Here is an 18,506-nt window from a genome sequence, read left to right on the forward strand (position 1 = left end):
GAGCAATTTAATGGAAAAAGCATTCTCAATTTCTCAATTTTCACTTGAAGGGAAAATTGCCTTAGTTACTGGAGCATCCTATGGTATCGGCTTTGCTATCGCTAAAGCCTACGCAGACGCAGGTGCTATCATAACATTTAACGATATCAACCAAGAATTAGTTGATAAAGGATTAAGCCTCTATCAAGAGGCTGGAGTCAAAGCTTATGGATATGTCTGCGATGTTACCGACGAAGTAGGTATACAAGCCATGGTAAAACAGATTGAAGACGAGGTCGGTCCTATTGACATCTTGGTAAACAATGCCGGCATCATCAAACGTTCACCAATGTTAGAAATGAAGACCAGTGACTTCCGAAAACTGATTGACATTGACCTAACAGCACCATTCATCGTTGCCAAAGCTGTATTACCATCTATGATTGAAAGAGGTCACGGTAAAATTATCAATATTTGTTCTATGATGAGCGAGCTAGGGCGTGAAACTGTCGCAGCTTATGCAGCAGCTAAGGGGGGCTTGAAAATGCTCACCAAGAACATCGCTTCAGAATACGGAAGTGCCAATATTCAATGTAATGGAATTGGTCCTGGCTATATCGCAACACCACAAACCGCTCCTCTACGTGAGTTACAAGCTGACGGAACACGACATCCTTTTGATCAATTTATCATTGCTAAGACACCAGCAGCTAGATGGGGAGTGCCTGAGGACCTTGCTGGACCTGCTGTCTTTTTAGCTAGCGAAGCAAGTAATTTTGTCAATGGTCACATCCTTTATGTGGATGGAGGAATCTTAGCTTATATTGGAAAACAACCAGAATAGGAGAATATATTTAATGAAAATTGCACTTATCAATGAAAATAGTCAAGCAAGTAAAAATACATTAATCTACGATACTTTGTCTGAAGTTGCCAAGGAAAAAGATTTTCAAGTATTTAATTATGGGATGTATGGTCAAGAAGGCGAGAGCCAACTGACCTATGTTCAAAATGGTTTGTTAGCAGCCATCTTACTCAATAGCAAAGCCGCTGACTTTGTTATTACTGGCTGCGGTACTGGAGTTGGTGCTATGCTAGCCCTAAATAGTTTCCCTGGAGTGGTTTGTGGATTTGCTGCAGAGCCAACCGATGCTTATCTATTTTCACAAATCAATGGAGGCAACGCCTTATCTCTACCATTTGCGAAAGGATTTGGTTGGGGAGCAGAATTAAATCTGAAATTAATCTTTGAACGACTTTTTGCTGAACCGATGGGAGGAGGCTATCCAAAAGAGCGTGTCATTCCAGAACAACGAAACGCTCGCATTTTAAATGAGGTGAAGAAAATTAGCCATCAAGATATGCTCACCATTTTAAAAACCATTGACCAAGATTTCTTGAAAGAAACCATCTCTGGAGAGCATTTCCAAGAATACTTCTTTGCACATTGTCAAGACAAAGCTATTGCAGACTATCTCCAGACTCTTCTTTCTTGAAACAACAAGGAGAACTCTATGGGAAAAATCTTATTTTTTGGAGAACCCCTTATCCGAATAACCCCACAACAGTTTGATGTCTTACATGATGGTATAAATGCTAGTATTCACTATGGAGGGTCTGAAGTCAATGTCGCCTGTGCCTTGCAAGGATTTGGTCTCCAAACACGCCTGTTGACAGGTTTGCCTAAGAATCGTTTGGGAGATAGTTATCTGTCTTTTCTACAGTATCACGCCATAGATACCAGAGAAATCTGTCGAATCGGGAAACGAATCGGAGTCTACTATTTAGAAAGTGGTTTTGGTTGCCGTCAAGGGGAGGTTACCTATGATCGCATGGATACCAGTGTGTCTGAAATAACCATCGACATGTTAGATTTGGATAGTCTTTTTGAGGGAGTCTCTCACTTTCATTTTAGCGGTATTTCGATTGCCATTAGTCAAAACTGCCGAGAACTCCTTGAACAGTTGTTGATAGAAGCAAGAAAAAGACAGATCATCATTTCTTTTGATCCTAATCTCAGACAACACATGATAAAACTTCATGATGCAAAAAAAGAGTTTTCTCATTTTGCTACCTATGCAGACTATTGCTTTGGTATCGAACCACTGATGCTAGATAGTCAGGATTTCACCCTTTTTGACCGTGAAAATGCAACATTAGATGAACTGGAACACCGAATGAAAGATCTCAAAAAGAAATTTCAGTTTAAAGCTATTTTCCATACCATACGAGAAACAGATGGATCAGGAATAAATCACTACCAAGCATTTGTATTCGATGGTACCTTACATGCTTCACAGACTTTTTCAACTAAGGTTCTTCAACGTATTGGTAGTGGCGACGCTTTTGTCGCTGGTGCCTTGTATCAATTGATTGCAGGCGCTTCTATGAGCAAAACAATCAACTTCGCAGTTGCAGCGGGAAGTTTTAAATGTACTGTTGCCGGAGATTATTTGCATCATCCAGCAGAACAAATCGACAAGTTATTCACTCAGTCCAAAGATATTTCACGTTAAAGATAGGAGGCACGATGAGCAAATCTGACATTATCATTCAATTAAAAAAGCAAGGCCTTGTAGCTGTCATTAGAGGCAAAGACATGACCGAAGGGCTACAATCCGCACATGCTTGTATCGAAGGTGGTATTTCATCCATCGAAATCGCATATACCAACTCAGAAGCTAGTGCTATCATCAAAGAACTAACTTCCCTGTATAAGGACAAACCAACTATTACCATTGGGGCTGGGAGTGTCTTAGACGCTGAAACTGCTCGATTAGCTATCTTAGCAGGTGCCCAGTATATTGTTTCTCCATCCTTCCATCCAGAAACTGCCCGCCTATGCAATCGCTATGCCATTCCTTATATTCCAGGCTGCATTAGCTTGACGGAAATGGTGACAGCTCTAGAGGCAGGTTGTGAAATGATTAAATTGTTCCCTGGAAACCTTTCTGGACCTTCCTATATCAAAGCCATAAAAGCTCCACTTCCGCAAATTGCCATCATGGTGACAGGCGGAGTAAACACCACAAGCATCCGCGAGTGGTTCGCTGCTGGGGCGGAAGTCGTTGGTATTGGTGGTGAGTTCAATCAACTGGCTACAAAGGGAGAATTTGCCAATATCAAAACCTTGGCTGAAGAATATTGTCATCTTCTACCAGAATCCCTATCTAGTTAATACCTCCTACATTTTTATACATAAAAACCAAGCCTTTCATTTCAGAGGCTTGGTTTTTAGTTATGATGTTCATGTAGCTATTACATCATTCCACCCATCATACCTGGGTCCATCCCGGCTGGCATGGCTGGAGTTGCTGGTTCTGGTTTGTTAGCTACAACTGCTTCGGTAGTTAGGATGAGACTAGCTACTGAAGCTGCGTTTTGAAGAGCTGAGCGAGTAACCTTCACTGGATCGATGATTCCTGCTTCTACCATGTTGACCCACTGGCCATCAGCTGCATTAAATCCTGTACCTACTTCACTATTCTTCAGATGCTCGATAACAACAGAACCTTCATAGCCTGCATTGTAGGCAATTTGACGAACAGGCTCTTCCAAGGCACGTAGGACAATATTACGTCCGGTTGCTTCATCGCCAGTCAATTCTAACTCTGCTACTTTTCCGATAACATTAGCAAGAGCTGTACCACCACCAGCTACGATTCCTTCTTCGACTGCTGCGCGAGTTGCATTTAGAGCATCTTCAATGCGGAGCTTCATTTCTTTGAGTTCGGTTTCAGTTGCAGCACCGACTTTGATGACTGCGACACCGCCAGCTAATTTGGCTAGGCGTTCTTGGAGTTTTTCACGATCAAACTCAGATGTTGTGGTTTCCAACTGAGATTTGATGAGGTTAACACGGTTTGCGATAGCTTCACTAGCCCCTGCACCTTCCACGATAACAGTCGAGTCCTTGTCGACAGTGACCTTAGCTGCCTGGCCGAGAGCAGCCATATTGGCATCCTTGAGTTCCAAACCTAAGTCTTCTGTGATAACTGTTCCGCCAGTTAAGACTGCAATGTCTTCCAACATAGCCTTGCGGCGGTCACCAAAGCCTGGTGCCTTAACCGCAACAACATTGAATGTACCGCGAATCTTATTGAGAACTAGAGTAGGAAGAGCTTCGCCATCTACATCATCTGCAATAATAAGAAGCGGACGGTTAGACTTGAGAATCTCTTCTAGAAGGGGGAGGAGATCCTGAATGTTAGAAATTTTCTTATCTGTAATAAGGATGAACGGATTTTCTAGCTCTGCCATCATTTTCTCGTTGTCCGTCACCATATACTGAGAAAGATAGCCACGGTCAAATTGCATACCTTCAACCACCTCGAGCTCTGTTTCCATACCACGTGATTCTTCGATAGTGATAACACCGTCTTTCCCCACGCGCTCCATAGCTTCGGAGATGTAGTCACCCACTTTTTCAGAACGAGAAGATACAGCTGCTACTTGGGCGATAGCTTCTTTGTTAGCAACCGGCTGGGCAATAGCTTTCAACTCTTCTACTGCTGTCGCAACTGCTTTTTCAATCCCACGACGGATACCGATAGGGTTAGCTCCAGCAGTGACATTTTTTAGCCCTTCACGAACGATGGCCTGGGTTAATACTGTTGCAGTCGTGGTTCCATCACCTGCAATATCATTAGTTTTTGATGCTACTTCAGAAACCAACTTAGCACCCATATTTTCAAAATGATCTTCTAATTCGATTTCTTTGGCAATGGTCACACCATCATTGGTAATCAAAGGAGAACCAAATGCTTTTTCAAGGACCACATTACGCCCTTTAGGACCCAACGTTACCTTCACGGTGTCTGCTAGAATATCCACGCCACGAACCATGGCTGCACGTGCATCTGCTGAAAATTTAATCTCTTTTGCCATTTGTCTACCTCTTATTCTACGATTGCTAGGATGTCTGCTTCACGGATGATGGAAACCATTTGTTCCCCGTCCTTCACTTCTACGCCAGCAAAAGCTTCAATCAGAACCTTGTCTCCAACTGCCACACTTGGTGCGACTAATTCACCTGTCAGCGTACGGATACCTTGCCCCACAGCAAGGACTTGAGCTTCTCTTGTCTTGTCTTGATTAGCACCAGCTAGGACAAAGCCACCAACAGTTTGTTCTTTTTCTTCAATTTTTACGACGATTCGATCGCCTAATGGTTTTAACATAGGGAAACCTCCATAGTTTTTTAGCACTCTTGTAAAGAGAGTGCTAATTCTTACAATCCTTATTGTATCACTTGGTCAAAAATAGTCAAGGAAATTTTATTATTTTTTCCAAAATCCGACTGAAGACTGAAAAATCCCGTCATCGTTTCTTCATGACGGGATTTTTTTGCTAATTAGATAATTTCGTCTCCATATAGTCTATAAACTGATTAAGATTAGCTCGACCCTTGTAAATGCCATAGCCAAACAAGGTCATACCAAGAACTCCTAAAGTAATAAAGGTGACTCCAAGGAAAAATAAGAGAAAGACACGCTGATACTGGCAATGATTGGCTCAATAGCCTCTGGCATCCGAGCAGAAATAGGCACAAAGACTTTGCCATTTTGCACTGCTTTTTTTATGGCTTTTTTCGTTCTCTCTGTTACCAGAAACGCGCTGTTGAGTAAGGTTCCATCAATATCGCTAAAGATTAATTGAATCATCTGTTGCTCCTTTTTCTACCTGCTTCCTACTAGTTCCCCAGTCTAGTCTGTACGAGATTACTCACTTTTAGTATAGCATTTTGAAACAGCCTTTTCTAGACTGGCACAAAAATGTTGACATTTGTCAACTCCACTCCAACAACAAAAAACCTCTGTCAAGGACAGAGATTTTACAGAAAAGAAAGAAGACCAAACAGATGATTAAAATGGTAATTCTTCACCTTCAAGAATGATGTCGGAAAGGTCATCACCTGCATTGTTTTCCCGCATAGCGCGCTGTGCACGGCTCTCTAAGAGCTGGAATGTTTGGCAGAGAACTTCTGTTACATAGCGATTGCTACCATCTTTTTCGTACTTGCGGGTGCGAAGCTCTCCCTCGATGGAAATGAGACTCCCCTTACCTGCATAGGAAACCAGAGTTTCTGCCAACTTGCCCCAAACTACAACATTGAGAAAATCAGCCTCACGTTCTCCATTTTCATTTTTAAAACGACGATTAACTGCGACTGTTACATGAGTCACACTTTTTCCATTAGGTGTCTGAGTCAGTTCAGGTGTCGCTGTCAAACGACCAATCAATAAGGTTTTATTCATTAAGTATCCTCCTACTAACTCTATTCGCAAAAAGTAAGCAAAAGAAGAAAAATTTGCTACAATAAGGAAAGAAAATATGATTTTTTAGGAGAAAATAAAAAATGGCAAATCATTTAGACCATTACAAGGAAATGCTGTCCCAGCCCTGGGGCAAAATCCAATATGAGATTACCTTTTCCCAGTTGGCACATCTAGAAAACTTAGATATCTTAGACTTTGGGGCTGGCTTTGGCTTAGTTAGTCAATTTTTGAGCCAGAAAAATAGGGTCACTGCTGTTGAACCTGTGCCAGAAATGCTACTGGCTGATGACCATCAGACCTTTACCAAGATCATTGGCTCACTTGAAGTATTGGAAGAAATGCCTAGTCAGACCTTTGATGTCATCTGTTGCCATAATGTCTTAGAGTATATCGAACCTAGCCAGCGTCCTGCCTACTTACAAGTCTTTGAGCGTCTCCTCAAATCTAGCGGTCGTCTCTCCATCATTAAACACAATCAGGTCGGAAAAATCCTCCAAAGTGTGGTTTTAAACAATGATATCGAGACTGCCCTTGACTTGCTAGAAGGAGAGGACTTCGAGAGCCTTTCTTTTGCGCAAGGAAAAATGTACAGTCTGGAAGACCTAGAAAAGATGAGCCATATGACCATAGACAATTACCTAGCCATCCGTAGCTTTTATAGCCTCCAGCCCAATCACTATAAAACTGAAAAAGGCTGGATTGAAAAGATGACCCAGATGGAACTGGCGGTAGCTGACCTCCAACCCTATAAGAATCTAAGCTTTTTACAACATGTTTGGCTGAGGAAGCCACTGTAAGGACAACGAATTCCCTTGTTGCTGATAAGGGGATTTTCTCTATCTCATACTAGCCAGCAGAGACTTGGTAAATTCCCAGACGCGGGCAACGGAGTCAATTTCCAGATATTCTTTGGTGGAGTGGACATCGTAGATATTTGGTCCATAACTAATCATATCGCAATCTGGCAAGGATTGCTTGAGAAAACCACATTCCAGACCAGCGTGTACAGCAGTATACGTCGCTGGCTTATCGTAAACATCTTTGTAGACAGCTAGACATCGATCTCGTAGAGGACTGATGGGTTCAAAATTCCATCCTGGATAGTCATGTTTGCGACTAGAGGTTCCCCCACAGAGTTCTGCTAATACTTTCAACTGATTTGCTAACTCTTCCAACTGACTATCCATAGAGGAGCGAAGGGAGGTTTGCAGGACAAGATGGTCACCTTTCTCGAACAAAATAGCATTATTGAGCGAAGTCTGCACTAGTCCAGAAATATCCTGTGACATCACTTGAACCCCATTTGGCAACAGGGTAAAAAAGGTAATCAGACGTTCAGTCAAATCCTTGGTATACACAACATCAAGCGAGATAGGACTGATGGACACAGATAGACTAGGTTCTGCTGTATGAAATTCTTTTTTTAAAACCTGAATTATCTCTTCTACCGCATGGCGAGCTAACTCCTCATCTTCAACCCATATTCCAGCTAGAGCCTGACTAGGAATGACATTATCACGAGTTCCCCCTGTAAGACTGGCAATCCTAAGGTCTGTTTTCTTCTGAATTGCAGACAATATTCTAAAAAGTAAGATATTGGCATTGGCTCGTCCTTGATGAATTTCCATACCAGAATGTCCACCTTTCAGCCCATCGATGCGGATACAAAGACCAGTACCAAGTGCTACTTCCTTTTCAAGGGCAAAGCTGCTGGAAATGGTCGTGCCACCTGCACAACTGGAAAAGAAAACACCTTCCTCTTCCCCGTCAATATTGAGCAATTGTGTACCTTTCAATTGTCTAGACTGGATAGCTCCCGCTCCTGCCATAGTCGTTTCTTCGTTGGTGGTGATGAGTATCTCAAGTGCTGGATGTGGATAGTCTCCATCCAAGAGTGCCAGTTGCATAGCTACCGCAATCCCATTATCAGCTCCTAGCGTGGTACCATTAGCCCTCAAAATATTGCCATCTACCTGCATCTCTATGGGGTCTTGACTAAAATCATGCTGAGAATCCTCTGTCTTGACACAGACCATGTCCATATGCCCCTGAATGATGACTGTTTCCGCCTCCTCATAACCTGACGAAGCAGGTTTACGGATGATGACATTCCATAACTCATCCTGTTCAACGTCTAGTTGTCTCTCCTTAGCAAAATGGACTAAAAAATCGGAGACAGCCTTCTCATTTCCTGATTCCCTTGGAATCTGATTAATCTGGTAAAACCAGTCAAAAACAACTCGTGGTTCAATTTGCAAAGTCATCTTTTCCTCCCAGAAAAAGCTTAGGAATTCCTAAGCTCTTAAATTTTTCTTTTATCCTTGCCAGTGGACAGTTGGATCAAAAGCCTGTCCTACAACTGCCGCATCATCCAGTTCGATAATACCACGTTTTTGCGGAGCATTTGGCAAGCCCAATTCACGAGGAGAACACATCATACCGTAACTGTCCTCGCCACGAAGTTTCCCCGGAAAAATCAAGCTACCGCTAGGCATCATCGCACCGGGCAGAGCCACGATTGTTTTGAGACCGACCGCTGCATTTGGTGCACCTGCTACGATTTGAACTCTTTTCTCACCCACATTGACTTGACAAATGTTAAGATGATCACTGTCTGGATGAGGCACCATCTCAACAATCTGACCGACCACAAAGACTGGACCAGCTGTTTTTTCCAACTGGTGGTCAAAGCCTTCTTTAGCCAGTTCCGCATTGAGAATAGCCAACTCATCATCTGATAGGAAGATTTGACCGCGACCATCTAAGGAGAACAAAGTTGAGGCTTCAAAAATGTTCCAGGCCAATGTTTGACCTGTCTCATCTGCGAAAACCCGAGCCACTTTCCCTTTGCGCTCCACACTGCGTTTGATATCCTTTTTATCTTGCAAAATAACCATGAGGACATCTCCCACATGCTCCTTATTATATGAAAAAATCATTTCTTCTCCTATTTCAAGTTTTGTAAAAAGTTCGTAATTTCTGCCTTGGTTTTCCTATTTTTATCCACAAAGCGACCGATTTCCTGAGCATCTTTAAGGACTACAAAGCTGGGAATCCCAAAAATGTTCCACTTCTGTGCTAAATCCATAAAATCATCACGGTCCACACGAACAAAGGTAAAATCTGGATGCTCTGCCTCTATGTTTGGCATGACTGGGTAGATAAATTGGCAATCTGGACACCAATCTGCGGTAAAAAAGAGGACAGTTTTGCCAGGAGCTTCGACAAGAGCAGCCAATTCCTCATAGGTTTTTGGTGCCTTCATCGCTCTTCCTCCTCATAGCTAATCTGGCCTGCCTGATTGACAAAAAGGTAGACAGGTCCTGCTTCCATCACCACACCGCCGATTAGACAGTTCTTATCCGATTGGTGCTCGTCTACAAAAACTGTAGCGATAGAGCCAAACTCTGCAAAATAAGCCCGCACCTGTTTTAAGGCCGCTGCCTTTTGACGCTCTATCTGAACATCCCGATAAAACTTAGCGCTAGCCGCGAGCACACCGGCCCCCAACAAACCCGCTAGCAAGGCTTTTTGTTTTTTATTCATACTCCATATTGTACCATAAATCTATAAAGCTTGCTATCTCATCTCTGTCACTAATATCTAGAAAAGAGATGCCTTTTATCCTAGAAAGTGATACAATTAGATAGGAAAAATCGTTGATAGAATCGAGGATAAAATGACAGATTTATTTGCTAAAATCAAGGAAGTAACAGAGCTTCAGGGCTTGCCTGGCTTTGAAGGCCCTGTGCGTAACTACTTACGCAACCGTCTCACTCCCCATGTAGACCGGATAGAAACAGATGGTCTGGGCGGCATTTTTGGTATCAAAAATAGCTTAATAGCGGATGCTCCCCGCCTCATGGTGGCTGCTCACATGGACGAAGTGGGATTTATGATAAGCGACATCAAGGCCGACGGGACCTTCCGTGTCGTACCTCTGGGTGGTTGGAATCCCTTAGTCGTGTCCAGTCAAGCCTTTCAACTAATCCTAGATGATGGCCGACAAATTCCTGCCATTTCAGGGTCTATGCCACCTCACCTGAGTCGCGGAAACAATGGAAATCCTAGCCTCCCAGCCATTGAGGACATCATTTTTGATGCTGGCTTCACTTCCAAGGAAGAAGCTTGGGATTTCGGGGTCCGTCCTGGCAACCTCCTAGTACCCAAAAATGAAACAATTCTCACCGCCAACGAAAAAAACATCATTTCCAAGGCCTGGGATAACCGCTATGGTATCCTGATGGTAGCTGAATTGTTAGAAAATCTGGTTGACCAAAATCTACCAAACCACTTGATTGCAGGAGCCAATGTCCAAGAAGAAGTTGGTTTGCGGGGTGCTATGGTCTCCACAACCAAATTCGATCCTGACATCTTTTTAGCGGTGGATTGTTCTCCTGCAGGAGATATCTTTGGTGAGCAAGGTTCCATTGGAGACGGGACCCTGATTCGTTTCTACGATCCTGGTCATATCATGTTACCAAATATGCGAGACTTCCTCCTAACCACAGCTGAAGAAGCTGGTATCAAGTACCAATACTATTGTGGAAAGGGTGGGACAGATGCGGGGGCTGCCCATCTAAAAAATAAAGGTATTCCATCAACCACCATCGGTGTCTGTGCTCGCTATATCCATTCTCACCAAACTCTCTATAGTATGGATGATTTTGTAGAGGCCCAAGCCTTCTTACAAGCTATCGTCAAAAAGATGGATAAATCAACTGTAGAACTTATTAAACACTATTAAATCAAAAAAAGAACCATAAAGGTTCTTTTTTTGATGATTAAGCTTTTTTCAGACGTTCCACTTCACGAGTAATGACCAATTCTTCATCGGTTGGGATAACGAGGACACGCACTTTGGATTCTGGTGTCGAAATATCACCAAAATTGCCAAAGACATTCTTAGCCGGATCGATTTCAATACCAAACCAAGACAAACCACTAATAACATCGTTACGCATCAGAGGTGCATTTTCTCCCATGCCTGCTGTAAAGACAATCGCATCCACTCCGTTGAGGACCGCCATGTATTGCCCGATAAATTTCTTGATTCGGTCAATAAAGATGTTATAAGCCAAGACAGCGTTTGGATTTTTCTCTTCCAATCCTGCTTCAATGTCACGCATATCACTGGAGTAGCCAGAAACACCAAGCAAACCAGATTGCTTATTGAGCATGTTGACTACATCTGCTGCATCCTTGAGTTCATCGACATGTTCAATCAGATAAGGAATGATGGCTGGATCGATATCACCTGAACGGGTTCCCATCATAGGACCCGCTAACGGTGTGAAGCCCATAGAGGTATCTACTGATTGGCCGTGATAGTTAGCTGTAATGGATACCCCATTTCCAATATGAGCCGTAATCAGCTTCAATTCTTCAATCGGACGACCCAAAACTTTAGCTGCTTCATGAGATACATAGAAGTGACTGGTTCCATGAGCACCATACTTACGAACCTTATTTTCAGTATAATATTTCTGTGGGATTGGATACAGGTAGGCATGTTCAGGCATAGTAGTATGGAAAGCTGTATCAAAGACCGCCACATTCAAGACATCTGGCAAAACTTCTTCAAAGGCGCGAATAGCTGCCACATGAGCTGGATTATGAAGTGGAGCAAGTGCACTTAGGTCTTCAATTTGTTGAATTTCTTTTTGACCGATAATCGCAGATTCCTTGAAGATCTCTCCTCCAGCCACAACACGGTGACCAATACCTGTAATTTCTTCATACTGTTCGATAATATGGTGTTTGAGCAAATCTTCCAACAAAATCTTAACTGCAACTGTATGGTTTGGAATATCCAGTGTTTCACTTTCTTTCTTTCCATCATACTTAACAGTTGAAATGGAGTCTTTAAGACCGATACGTTCGATGATTCCTGAAGCTAATACTTCCTCTTCTGGCATCTTATACAGTTGCCATTTCAAACTAGAGCTGCCTGCATTGATTGCAATTGTTTTTGACATAGTTGTTCCCTTCTAAATATAAAGCGTTTTCTAAATTAGTATAACAGATTTCTAGCTAAATTGCATGTTCAGCTTTCCAATTTTTAAAGTTATCTACAAAAACCTGTAGTTCTTCACTATTTTGTAAATCTGTGAGGAGATAGACAAAGGTTTGGACTGGTAAATTGGACTTTTTTTGTAGGACAAAAATAGACTTGGCCTGATTTGGGTTGCCAAAAAGATTTGCCGGTAAGGCAATGGTAGCCACTACGCTAGCTTGATCTTTTAGCCAAGCCTTCAAGAGTGGACTTTGCTCACTAGTCAACAGATCATTGGGCGCTAAAAAGATAGCATAACCATTCTGGCTCAGATACTTGAGGGATTGCTCCATGAGCAAATGGTGTGCGTAGGTATGACCTTCAGGACTAGCTACCTGATAGCGCTGGGCAATTGCATCATTTGGATAATAACCAATTGGCAAATCGCTGATAATAGCTTGACTTTCCTTGAGAATCTGTGGTCGAACGGCATCCCCTTGAGCAAAACTAATATTTGTCTCCATTATTTCAGCCATGCTGGCAGACAGATCAATCAATAAGTCATCCACCTCAACGCCCAGGTAGTCCAATTTTTTTTGACTATGATTTAAAATCGTTTGGGCCAGATTTCCCGTCCCAGAACCAATTTCTAGGACTGTTGCTTGCTGGTCTGCTAACAACTCATCCAGCAAAAAGGTCACCAGAAAGCCTATACTATCTGGTGTAAACTGGTGATTGGGCTGTAGAGGCTCGGTCTGACTGGCCTTGATAAAGAGATACTGAAAAGTCCGCCGCCATTCCTCAGAAGACAGCCCAAGCGCCTTTAAACGATCATTATTTTGACGAATCAGCTGTTCTTCTGAACCTGTCATATAAGCTGCATTCTGCTCAATCAAAGCATCATAAAAATTAGTTCCAAGTTGATTCTGGATTGTTTGAACATTTTCTAATAAGAGGGCAAAAGCCTTTTCAATCTTTTCAAAATTCATGTTTCTATCATAACAAAAATCCCTAGTTTTGACTAGGGATTGAGAATTGGTAAATATAGGTTTGGCCTGATGTTAGCTGAATATGAACCAGGAGATGCTGATCCTTTATTTCATAATCAGCTTGACCAGCAGTGAACGCAACTTGGCCTGATGTTGTTGTTTGTGCATTGAACTCAGTCTTTTTTATCTGGTCATCTTGTTTTTCGCCCTCCTTATTTTTAGCGCTTGGGCTATTTTCTTGCCCATCTTCCCTAGTCTTCAGGTAATCATTTCTGACTATCTGGGCCATGAAATAGGCTTGACCTTCCAGCTTCTTGGCCTGCCAAGCATAACCAGCAGCTAGTTGGCTTTCGATGTAAAATTGCAATAAGAGAGCAAAGATTCCCATCATCAAGAGTGCGTAAAGCAAGGTACCAGCCCTAACGTTTTTCCGAAAAATCATAGAGAAAGGTCCTTTCTAACCCATCTTCAAATACTACATCAATACGGACCAGTTGTTCTGTCTGGCTAATGTTGCTCGTACTAACCCCATAAACCATAGGTTGATAACCTTGCCCCTTATTGTTAGTCTTGCGGAAGTCATCCGATTTGGACTGACCAAAAGCCAAGGCTTGCCCCTTTTTATCCACATAAAGGCGATTGTTCTCCACCTTGACGAGACGGGTTGTTTCTAGCTCTGTGCGCAGTTGTTCAGAAAAAACCAACCAGTCTTTTTGTCTGCTTTGAGTTTGGTAATGAACCTCCTGTCTCATCAGTCGACTGAGTCCATCAAAAACTAGAAGACCACCCGATAGTACTAATAAAGCAACAAGACACTCCAAAAGAGTGAAAGCCGCTAGCTGTTTAGTTTTTTTCAACATGCAAGATTTCCTTATTTTTATGATAGATTTTGATTTCCTGCTCATTTTCAACTACGTGTACTTCTACTCCATTAAGAGATAGTTGAGATTGACCAGTCTGCACAGCCATCTTAGCTAAATTGAGGACTTCCTGTTGCTCATAATCCTCGATTTGTCGGTTCCTGCCTTGATGAATAGCTGTCAATAGTAGACTAGTAATCATGACAAAAACAGCCAGAGTTGATAGACTCTCTAACAAGATATACGCTTTAAGTTTTTGTTTTTTTATAACGACCACTCCCTAGATATAGTTGATAAGTGACCAATCCATCTTTGGTCTGAAATTGAACCTTAGCTAGGGAAGAATTGCCCCCCGACTCTTGAAAATGTAAGGTTAGGGGCTGGACCAATTGGATGGATTCAGGTAGTTCCAAGTCTTGGTAGCCATTAGAGATGTGCTCTTCTCCTATTTCCAATAGAATTTCCTGACGTGCAGAAAGAGCCAGCTTTTGACTATCTATATAAACCTGCTCAAAAGTCAGAAAAAAGATTGTCTCCTGACTCTTGCGGAATACTTGCTGGACTGAGCCTGATAGAGATAGAGTCAGAAAACTAATCAAGACCAGAACAACGAGACTTTCGATGAGACTAAAAGCCTTAAGGCGCAACTGCTGGGGTCTTTTCCGTATGTTTTGCATAATATTCCTTGTAAGTTTGGGATTGTTCTGCTGTAATAGACCCCGCTTCGACTAACTTAGACAGGCTGACACCTCCAGCATAGTTGAGTTCAAAAAGTTCCGCCTGGCTCTCAACCACCTTGACTACTGCAGCCCCACCTGTATCCTTGACGGCATCCTTTTGTTTGCTCAAGTTTGGCACAAAGAGCAACAAGAGAATGGAAATAATTACTAAGGTAAATAACATTTCAATAAAGGATACCAAATTTAGTTCATTTGTTTTCGCTGAAAACATGTTCTAAAACCTCCAAAATTGGCATAGTCCTTACTTCCTCGTTAACCCTCGGCTCATCGTCCACAGTCAGAAAATCCACAATCTGCCCATCACGTAAGACAACCCTGACCTGCTCACGGTCTACTTGTCCATTATCCACTGCTGTTTTTAATTCGTTTAGATCAATCATTTTATTTTATATCCTCCTACTTACTCTATTCGCAAAAAAGTCCGATAAAACAGACATTCTTCAAAATTTCTGTTAAAACGGCAAAAATGACATCTTGATTGACACCTCAAAAATTTCAAAAAGGGAAAATTGTGCACGGAAAAGGGCGGCGTTGTTAAACCACGAACAAACCTACCCCCGTTCAAAAAAGATGGGGGTATTTACGAATATTTAAGCACTCCCTGCTTGCTTTGTTTGCTAGCGTTCTGTATGGTTTACAACTTAGTTTACACTGTTTAAAATTGGTTTTACCTACTATAGTTGCGCAGCGGTTCGTTGCTTGTTTATATTTGTTTCTGTTTTTGTGCAAAAAAATAAGCCTATCTAATCATTTTAGATAGGGGCTAAACGCTTGATAGTATTGAGTTTGTTTAGTGTTTGAAAAAAATTTTAAAAAAATTTTAGCAAAATGCTTGACATAGTTTTGATACTATGATAGACTATAGTCAAGGTTAGCAGATAGCTAGCCATGAAGGGAGGTGAATCCGCTGGATACAGTCGCCCTTGTCGGTATATTAACCGCTATTGGTACGGTAGCAACAGCTTACGCTAGCATCTTAAACGCACAAGCGAACAAGATGAATGCTGAAGCTAATCTACTGAGAGCTAAGAGTGAGTTAATCGCACAAAAAAACGCTTATCTTAAAGCCTACCAAGCAGAAGATAAACGTTAGTCCTTATAAGAGCACGGAAAGTCAAACGGCTTTCCCTCTGCTCTTATTATATCATAAGAGAGGAGAAAAGGAAATGGTTTACTTAATCATATTTAATATCATTTTAATCATTATCAATCTGATGATGATGAGAAAGCAGGTAAGACATGGAAGAAAAAAAGAAACGTAAAGGATACGCAAGCAAAGAGGCTCAGGCTGCTGCTGATAAACGTTACTACCACGCAAGCGAAGAGAATAGGCAGAAACGTCTCTATCTACAAGCCCGAAGTACCGCTAGAAGCTTTATTAGAAAAAGAGCTACACTAGCAGACCTTGAAGAGCTGGAAAGTTTGATAACGAAAGAAAAGAAAAAATTTTAAAAAAGCTTGTGTTTTTAGTTGACATAGTTTTGAAACTATGCTAAACTATAGTCAAGAAAAAACAAAAAGCCCCTAACGTGCTGAAGTTTGGCGACCTAACACGTTAAGAGCTGGAACACATCAGCAGAAAGCTAATGATATATATAGTATATCATAGAGTACCTGCTGATTGCAACAGGTACTTTTTTAGTACCTCAAAAAAGAAAGAAGGTACAATCATGACAAACTTAACACCCGAATTAATCGCAATGAACGAACGTATTAAAGCATTTAACGCTAAGCGCCAAGAAAGCTTGAAACCTACTAAAACAAAAATTAGCATTGAAACAAGTATCAATCAACACGGCGCCCTAGTTGGTGATATAATGTGTGCTGTTTGGGGATACGACCAAACTAATTACGATTTTTACAAAGTCATCAAAGTAACAGCCAAAACTATAACAATCGAAAAATTAAACGGATACGACAAAGGAACTATTTTAAAAAATAAAAAAACTCAATGCTACATGAAAGACGGTTCAGAATATCTGGTAAATTTGAACAGCTATTCCAGCGCATCATGTCGTATTGCAGACCGATTTGCGGAAGGAATGTATAAACAAGCAGAAGACGAAATGAACGACCCTTACAGAAGCCAGCACTAACATAGAAAGAAGGCACATCATGAAAACAAGTAGAGAAATCAAAGCAGAATTGAAAATCATGTCAGGAATATATATAGATCACAACAGTGAAACATATGTCATCTTATCCAAAGAAGATACGGCCAGAGCTATAGAAAAACGCTGCAAAGGAAGCGAAGAAATACCAAACATCCTTCACTTTAGGAACTGCGACATTGAATTGTTTGAGCCTGATTCAATGGAACTATCGCAAAGAATCAGAAACTTAGAAAATCAATTTTACGAAGATTTGACGAAATACAATTAAAAAAGAAAGAGGAGCAACATGAAAAAAATAATTATCATCATTTTAGCAATCTTTGCGGTGTCACAAATCCCATTCACTACGACATTTGAAGATGGTAGTACATACAGCGAAACACTAGGAAGTCACTTCGTTTATAAATATATCAAAGTTCCAAACAAAAAAGCCCTAGCGTTTGCTAGGGCTTGAGTCTTATTTTTTTAAACCTGCAATCAATTTGTTAACTGTCGTATCATCAAGGGTTGACTTCTCTGCCTTGCCTTGCCATGCGTCAAAGGTCGCAGTGTCAAGGCTGTAATGTTTGACACCCTGATTCCAGAATGTCAACGGTGTGTCCTTGTGCAAAATCGGAAGGAACTTACCTCCCATCATGAGGGCAATCCCTCTGCCTGGTGCTGAAATTGTAATCATGTCATTTTCCTCTTCTTCTTTTTTTTGATTTAGGCTATCATACGGCAGTCTAAACCAGCCGATGACACCCTCATAGTTGCGCGAATAGTTGCGAGTATATCCTCCACCGTCGATTTCCAATTGGTCATTGATACCGTTCTGATTGTGGTCGCTGTACCCATCGATGTTTTGCTCTACAGTGACCATGCCATTGCGGTCTGCAGACACGCAGACCAAGATATGCCCAAACGGGTCACTTGGTCCAAAATGCAAAACCACAAAATCCCCTTCTTGCGGAATCAAATCTGGATCGTTTGGGTTATTGTAAATGACTTCCATACCCTCGTTTTCGGCCTTAGCCAAGCAATCCTTAGCATTAGTATAGGCAAGGTTCATCTCTCCCTCTGTAAAATGCTGGACAATGTGGTCAATCAATGCCACACACTGCCCACCATAAGGGTTAGTCTTAACCTTAACCTTTTGACCGACAAGGCTTTTGGAATAGTCAACGACAGCTAGTGCTGTTGCCATACTATCACTCCTTTTTATTTTGGTTTGGTATAAGTGAGTGCTTGCTCACTGTCAGATAAGCCTGATGTTGTTGGGTCTGGCAAGATGTTGATTGCATTGACAACCATCATCCCTAAAACGTAAGGATTTGATAGAGCTTTGACAATGACATCTAAAACAGCCTGCCACGTTGTCAAATCGCTTGTTTTAAGGCCGTAATAGCCCAAGATAGGCAATAACACTGCTACAGCAAAACGTGCCAGAAATGCCTTGTTTTTAGCGTTAAAACGCACTTTCCAATTGAGTTTCATTGATTTGTCCTCGTTTCTAGTTTTTCAAATACTTTGTATAGAGCCTTAATCTCTCCATTCCCACCTAATTTTGTA

At 41.7% G+C, this 18,506-nt stretch carries 29 protein-coding genes; 11 read left to right on the forward strand and 18 right to left on the reverse strand.

Translation table 11 applies throughout. The annotated features are described in order from the left end of the window. Positions 1 to 10: 10 nt before the first annotated feature. From F602_RS0102350 to F602_RS0102365, 4 genes are read left to right on the forward strand one after another with little or no spacing between them, the layout of a single operon-like run. Entirely contained in the window at positions 11 to 823 is an 813-nt protein-coding gene (locus F602_RS0102350; RefSeq protein ID WP_018166358.1) for a gluconate 5-dehydrogenase, read from the forward strand. A 13-nt stretch (positions 824 to 836) separates the two neighbouring features. After that, a complete protein-coding gene (locus F602_RS0102355) occupies positions 837 to 1,475 on the forward strand; it encodes an RpiB/LacA/LacB family sugar-phosphate isomerase (protein WP_018166359.1) in 639 nt (212 codons plus the stop codon). 18 nt (positions 1,476 to 1,493) lie between these two features. Further along, positions 1,494 to 2,495: a sugar kinase gene (locus F602_RS0102360; protein WP_018166360.1), complete on the forward strand. Its 1,002-nt coding sequence runs from the start codon at positions 1,494 to 1,496 to the stop codon at positions 2,493 to 2,495. Between the two features lie 14 nt (positions 2,496 to 2,509). Then, positions 2,510 to 3,157 (forward strand): bifunctional 4-hydroxy-2-oxoglutarate aldolase/2-dehydro-3-deoxy-phosphogluconate aldolase, encoded by a 648-nt coding sequence (locus F602_RS0102365; protein WP_018166361.1) that lies wholly within the window; start codon positions 2,510 to 2,512, stop codon positions 3,155 to 3,157. An 80-nt stretch (positions 3,158 to 3,237) separates the two neighbouring features. Here the strand turns inward: F602_RS0102365 and groL are convergent, their stop codons facing one another. From groL to F602_RS0102390, 4 genes are all read right to left on the reverse strand, one after another. Then, positions 3,238 to 4,866 carry a chaperonin GroEL gene (groL, locus tag F602_RS0102370; protein ID WP_018166362.1) on the reverse strand — a complete coding sequence of 543 codons (1,629 nt, stop codon included), beginning with the start codon at positions 4,864 to 4,866 and terminating at the stop codon, positions 3,238 to 3,240. Positions 4,867 to 4,877: 11 nt separating this feature from the next. After that, positions 4,878 to 5,159, reverse strand: a complete 282-nt coding sequence (groES, locus tag F602_RS0102375) for a co-chaperone GroES (RefSeq protein WP_018166363.1) — start codon at positions 5,157 to 5,159, stop codon at positions 4,878 to 4,880. A gap of 267 nt (positions 5,160 to 5,426) precedes the next feature. Further along, positions 5,427 to 5,642, reverse strand: coding sequence for an HAD hydrolase family protein (locus tag F602_RS0102385; protein ID WP_018166364.1), 216 nt, complete (start codon positions 5,640 to 5,642; stop codon positions 5,427 to 5,429). 201 nt (positions 5,643 to 5,843) lie between these two features. Next, on the reverse strand, positions 5,844 to 6,236 hold the full coding sequence (locus tag F602_RS0102390) for a single-stranded DNA-binding protein (RefSeq protein ID WP_026183271.1): 393 nt from the start codon (positions 6,234 to 6,236) through the stop codon (positions 5,844 to 5,846). Positions 6,237 to 6,337: 101 nt separating this feature from the next. Here F602_RS0102390 and F602_RS0102395 point away from each other — a divergent pair, with 101 nt between their 5' ends. Then, entirely contained in the window at positions 6,338 to 7,054 is a 717-nt protein-coding gene (locus F602_RS0102395) for a class I SAM-dependent methyltransferase (protein ID WP_018166366.1), read from the forward strand. 39 nt (positions 7,055 to 7,093) lie between these two features. Here F602_RS0102395 and F602_RS0102400 read toward each other — a convergent pair whose 3' ends face one another. Genes F602_RS0102400 through F602_RS0102415 form a run of 4 tightly spaced genes read right to left on the reverse strand, consistent with a single transcriptional unit; the run spans position 7,094 to position 9,803 of the window. After that, on the reverse strand, positions 7,094 to 8,521 hold the full coding sequence (locus F602_RS0102400; RefSeq protein ID WP_018166367.1) for an aminoacyl-histidine dipeptidase: 1,428 nt from the start codon (positions 8,519 to 8,521) through the stop codon (positions 7,094 to 7,096). Positions 8,522 to 8,572: 51 nt separating this feature from the next. Further along, on the reverse strand, positions 8,573 to 9,196 hold the full coding sequence (ytpR, locus tag F602_RS0102405) for a YtpR family tRNA-binding protein (RefSeq protein ID WP_018166368.1): 624 nt from the start codon (positions 9,194 to 9,196) through the stop codon (positions 8,573 to 8,575). A gap of 8 nt (positions 9,197 to 9,204) precedes the next feature. Beyond that, the gene (locus F602_RS0102410) at positions 9,205 to 9,522 is read right to left on the reverse strand and encodes a thioredoxin family protein (RefSeq protein WP_018166369.1); all 318 of its coding nucleotides are present in this window, start codon (positions 9,520 to 9,522) and stop codon (positions 9,205 to 9,207) included. Continuing rightward, positions 9,519 to 9,803, reverse strand: a complete 285-nt coding sequence (locus F602_RS0102415) for a DUF4651 domain-containing protein (RefSeq protein WP_018166370.1) — start codon at positions 9,801 to 9,803, stop codon at positions 9,519 to 9,521. The genes F602_RS0102410 and F602_RS0102415 overlap by 4 nt, the downstream gene beginning before the upstream one ends. 133 nt (positions 9,804 to 9,936) lie before the next feature. On the opposite strand from F602_RS0102415, the gene pepA reads away from it, so the two are divergent. Further along, on the forward strand, positions 9,937 to 11,004 hold the full coding sequence (gene pepA, locus F602_RS0102420; RefSeq protein ID WP_018166371.1) for a glutamyl aminopeptidase: 1,068 nt from the start codon (positions 9,937 to 9,939) through the stop codon (positions 11,002 to 11,004). Positions 11,005 to 11,041: 37 nt separating this feature from the next. Here pepA and F602_RS0102425 read toward each other — a convergent pair whose 3' ends face one another. From F602_RS0102425 to F602_RS0102460, 8 genes are read right to left on the reverse strand one after another with little or no spacing between them, the layout of a single operon-like run. After that, on the reverse strand, positions 11,042 to 12,235 hold the full coding sequence (locus F602_RS0102425; protein WP_018166372.1) for an acetate kinase: 1,194 nt from the start codon (positions 12,233 to 12,235) through the stop codon (positions 11,042 to 11,044). 55 nt (positions 12,236 to 12,290) lie between these two features. Continuing rightward, on the reverse strand, positions 12,291 to 13,241 hold the full coding sequence (locus F602_RS0102430) for a class I SAM-dependent methyltransferase (RefSeq protein ID WP_018166373.1): 951 nt from the start codon (positions 13,239 to 13,241) through the stop codon (positions 12,291 to 12,293). 22 nt (positions 13,242 to 13,263) lie between these two features. Further along, complete coding sequence (gene comGG / locus F602_RS0102435) at positions 13,264 to 13,683, reverse strand: competence type IV pilus minor pilin ComGG (protein WP_018166374.1); 420 nt, start codon at positions 13,681 to 13,683, stop codon at positions 13,264 to 13,266. Next, on the reverse strand, positions 13,661 to 14,101 hold the full coding sequence (gene comGF, locus F602_RS0102440) for a competence type IV pilus minor pilin ComGF (RefSeq protein WP_018166375.1): 441 nt from the start codon (positions 14,099 to 14,101) through the stop codon (positions 13,661 to 13,663). Before comGF ends, comGG begins: the two co-directional genes overlap by 23 nt. Beyond that, complete coding sequence (comGE, locus tag F602_RS0102445) at positions 14,085 to 14,378, reverse strand: competence type IV pilus minor pilin ComGE (RefSeq protein ID WP_026183272.1); 294 nt, start codon at positions 14,376 to 14,378, stop codon at positions 14,085 to 14,087. Before comGE ends, comGF begins: the two co-directional genes overlap by 17 nt. Then, complete coding sequence (gene comGD / locus F602_RS0102450) at positions 14,350 to 14,778, reverse strand: competence type IV pilus minor pilin ComGD (RefSeq protein WP_026183273.1); 429 nt, start codon at positions 14,776 to 14,778, stop codon at positions 14,350 to 14,352. The genes comGE and comGD overlap by 29 nt, the downstream gene beginning before the upstream one ends. After that, positions 14,738 to 15,052 carry a competence type IV pilus major pilin ComGC gene (comGC, locus tag F602_RS0102455; RefSeq protein WP_018166378.1) on the reverse strand — a complete coding sequence of 105 codons (315 nt, stop codon included), beginning with the start codon at positions 15,050 to 15,052 and terminating at the stop codon, positions 14,738 to 14,740. Before comGC ends, comGD begins: the two co-directional genes overlap by 41 nt. Continuing rightward, positions 15,030 to 15,221: a competence regulator inhibitor paratox gene (locus F602_RS0102460; RefSeq protein WP_018166379.1), complete on the reverse strand. Its 192-nt coding sequence runs from the start codon at positions 15,219 to 15,221 to the stop codon at positions 15,030 to 15,032. The genes comGC and F602_RS0102460 overlap by 23 nt, the downstream gene beginning before the upstream one ends. A 518-nt stretch (positions 15,222 to 15,739) precedes the next feature. Between F602_RS0102460 and F602_RS0102465 the strand changes: the two genes are divergently transcribed. The 5 genes from F602_RS0102465 (at position 15,740) to F602_RS10870 (ending at position 17,409) form a co-directional block, all read left to right on the forward strand. Then, positions 15,740 to 15,934 carry a hypothetical protein gene (locus tag F602_RS0102465; protein WP_018166380.1) on the forward strand — a complete coding sequence of 65 codons (195 nt, stop codon included), beginning with the start codon at positions 15,740 to 15,742 and terminating at the stop codon, positions 15,932 to 15,934. A gap of 146 nt (positions 15,935 to 16,080) precedes the next feature. Then, positions 16,081 to 16,293, forward strand: coding sequence for a hypothetical protein (locus tag F602_RS0102470; protein ID WP_018166381.1), 213 nt, complete (start codon positions 16,081 to 16,083; stop codon positions 16,291 to 16,293). 218 nt (positions 16,294 to 16,511) lie between these two features. Further along, positions 16,512 to 16,937, forward strand: a complete 426-nt coding sequence (locus F602_RS0102475; protein WP_018166382.1) for a hypothetical protein — start codon at positions 16,512 to 16,514, stop codon at positions 16,935 to 16,937. Between the two features lie 19 nt (positions 16,938 to 16,956). Next, positions 16,957 to 17,223: a hypothetical protein gene (locus F602_RS0102480; RefSeq protein WP_018166383.1), complete on the forward strand. Its 267-nt coding sequence runs from the start codon at positions 16,957 to 16,959 to the stop codon at positions 17,221 to 17,223. Between the two features lie 18 nt (positions 17,224 to 17,241). Next, the gene (locus tag F602_RS10870) at positions 17,242 to 17,409 is read left to right on the forward strand and encodes a hypothetical protein (RefSeq protein ID WP_018166384.1); all 168 of its coding nucleotides are present in this window, start codon (positions 17,242 to 17,244) and stop codon (positions 17,407 to 17,409) included. Positions 17,410 to 17,412: 3 nt separating this feature from the next. On the opposite strand, the gene F602_RS10690 is transcribed toward F602_RS10870, so the two are convergent. Both F602_RS10690 and F602_RS0102495 read right to left on the reverse strand, forming a co-directional pair. After that, a complete protein-coding gene (locus F602_RS10690; RefSeq protein WP_018166385.1) occupies positions 17,413 to 18,141 on the reverse strand; it encodes a CHAP domain-containing protein in 729 nt (242 codons plus the stop codon). Positions 18,142 to 18,155: 14 nt separating this feature from the next. Then, complete coding sequence (locus tag F602_RS0102495; protein WP_018166386.1) at positions 18,156 to 18,431, reverse strand: phage holin; 276 nt, start codon at positions 18,429 to 18,431, stop codon at positions 18,156 to 18,158. Positions 18,432 to 18,506: the final 75 nt, after the last annotated feature.

The organism is Streptococcus minor DSM 17118, from assembly GCF_000377005.1.
GTDB classification, from domain to species: domain Bacteria; phylum Bacillota; class Bacilli; order Lactobacillales; family Streptococcaceae; genus Streptococcus; species Streptococcus minor.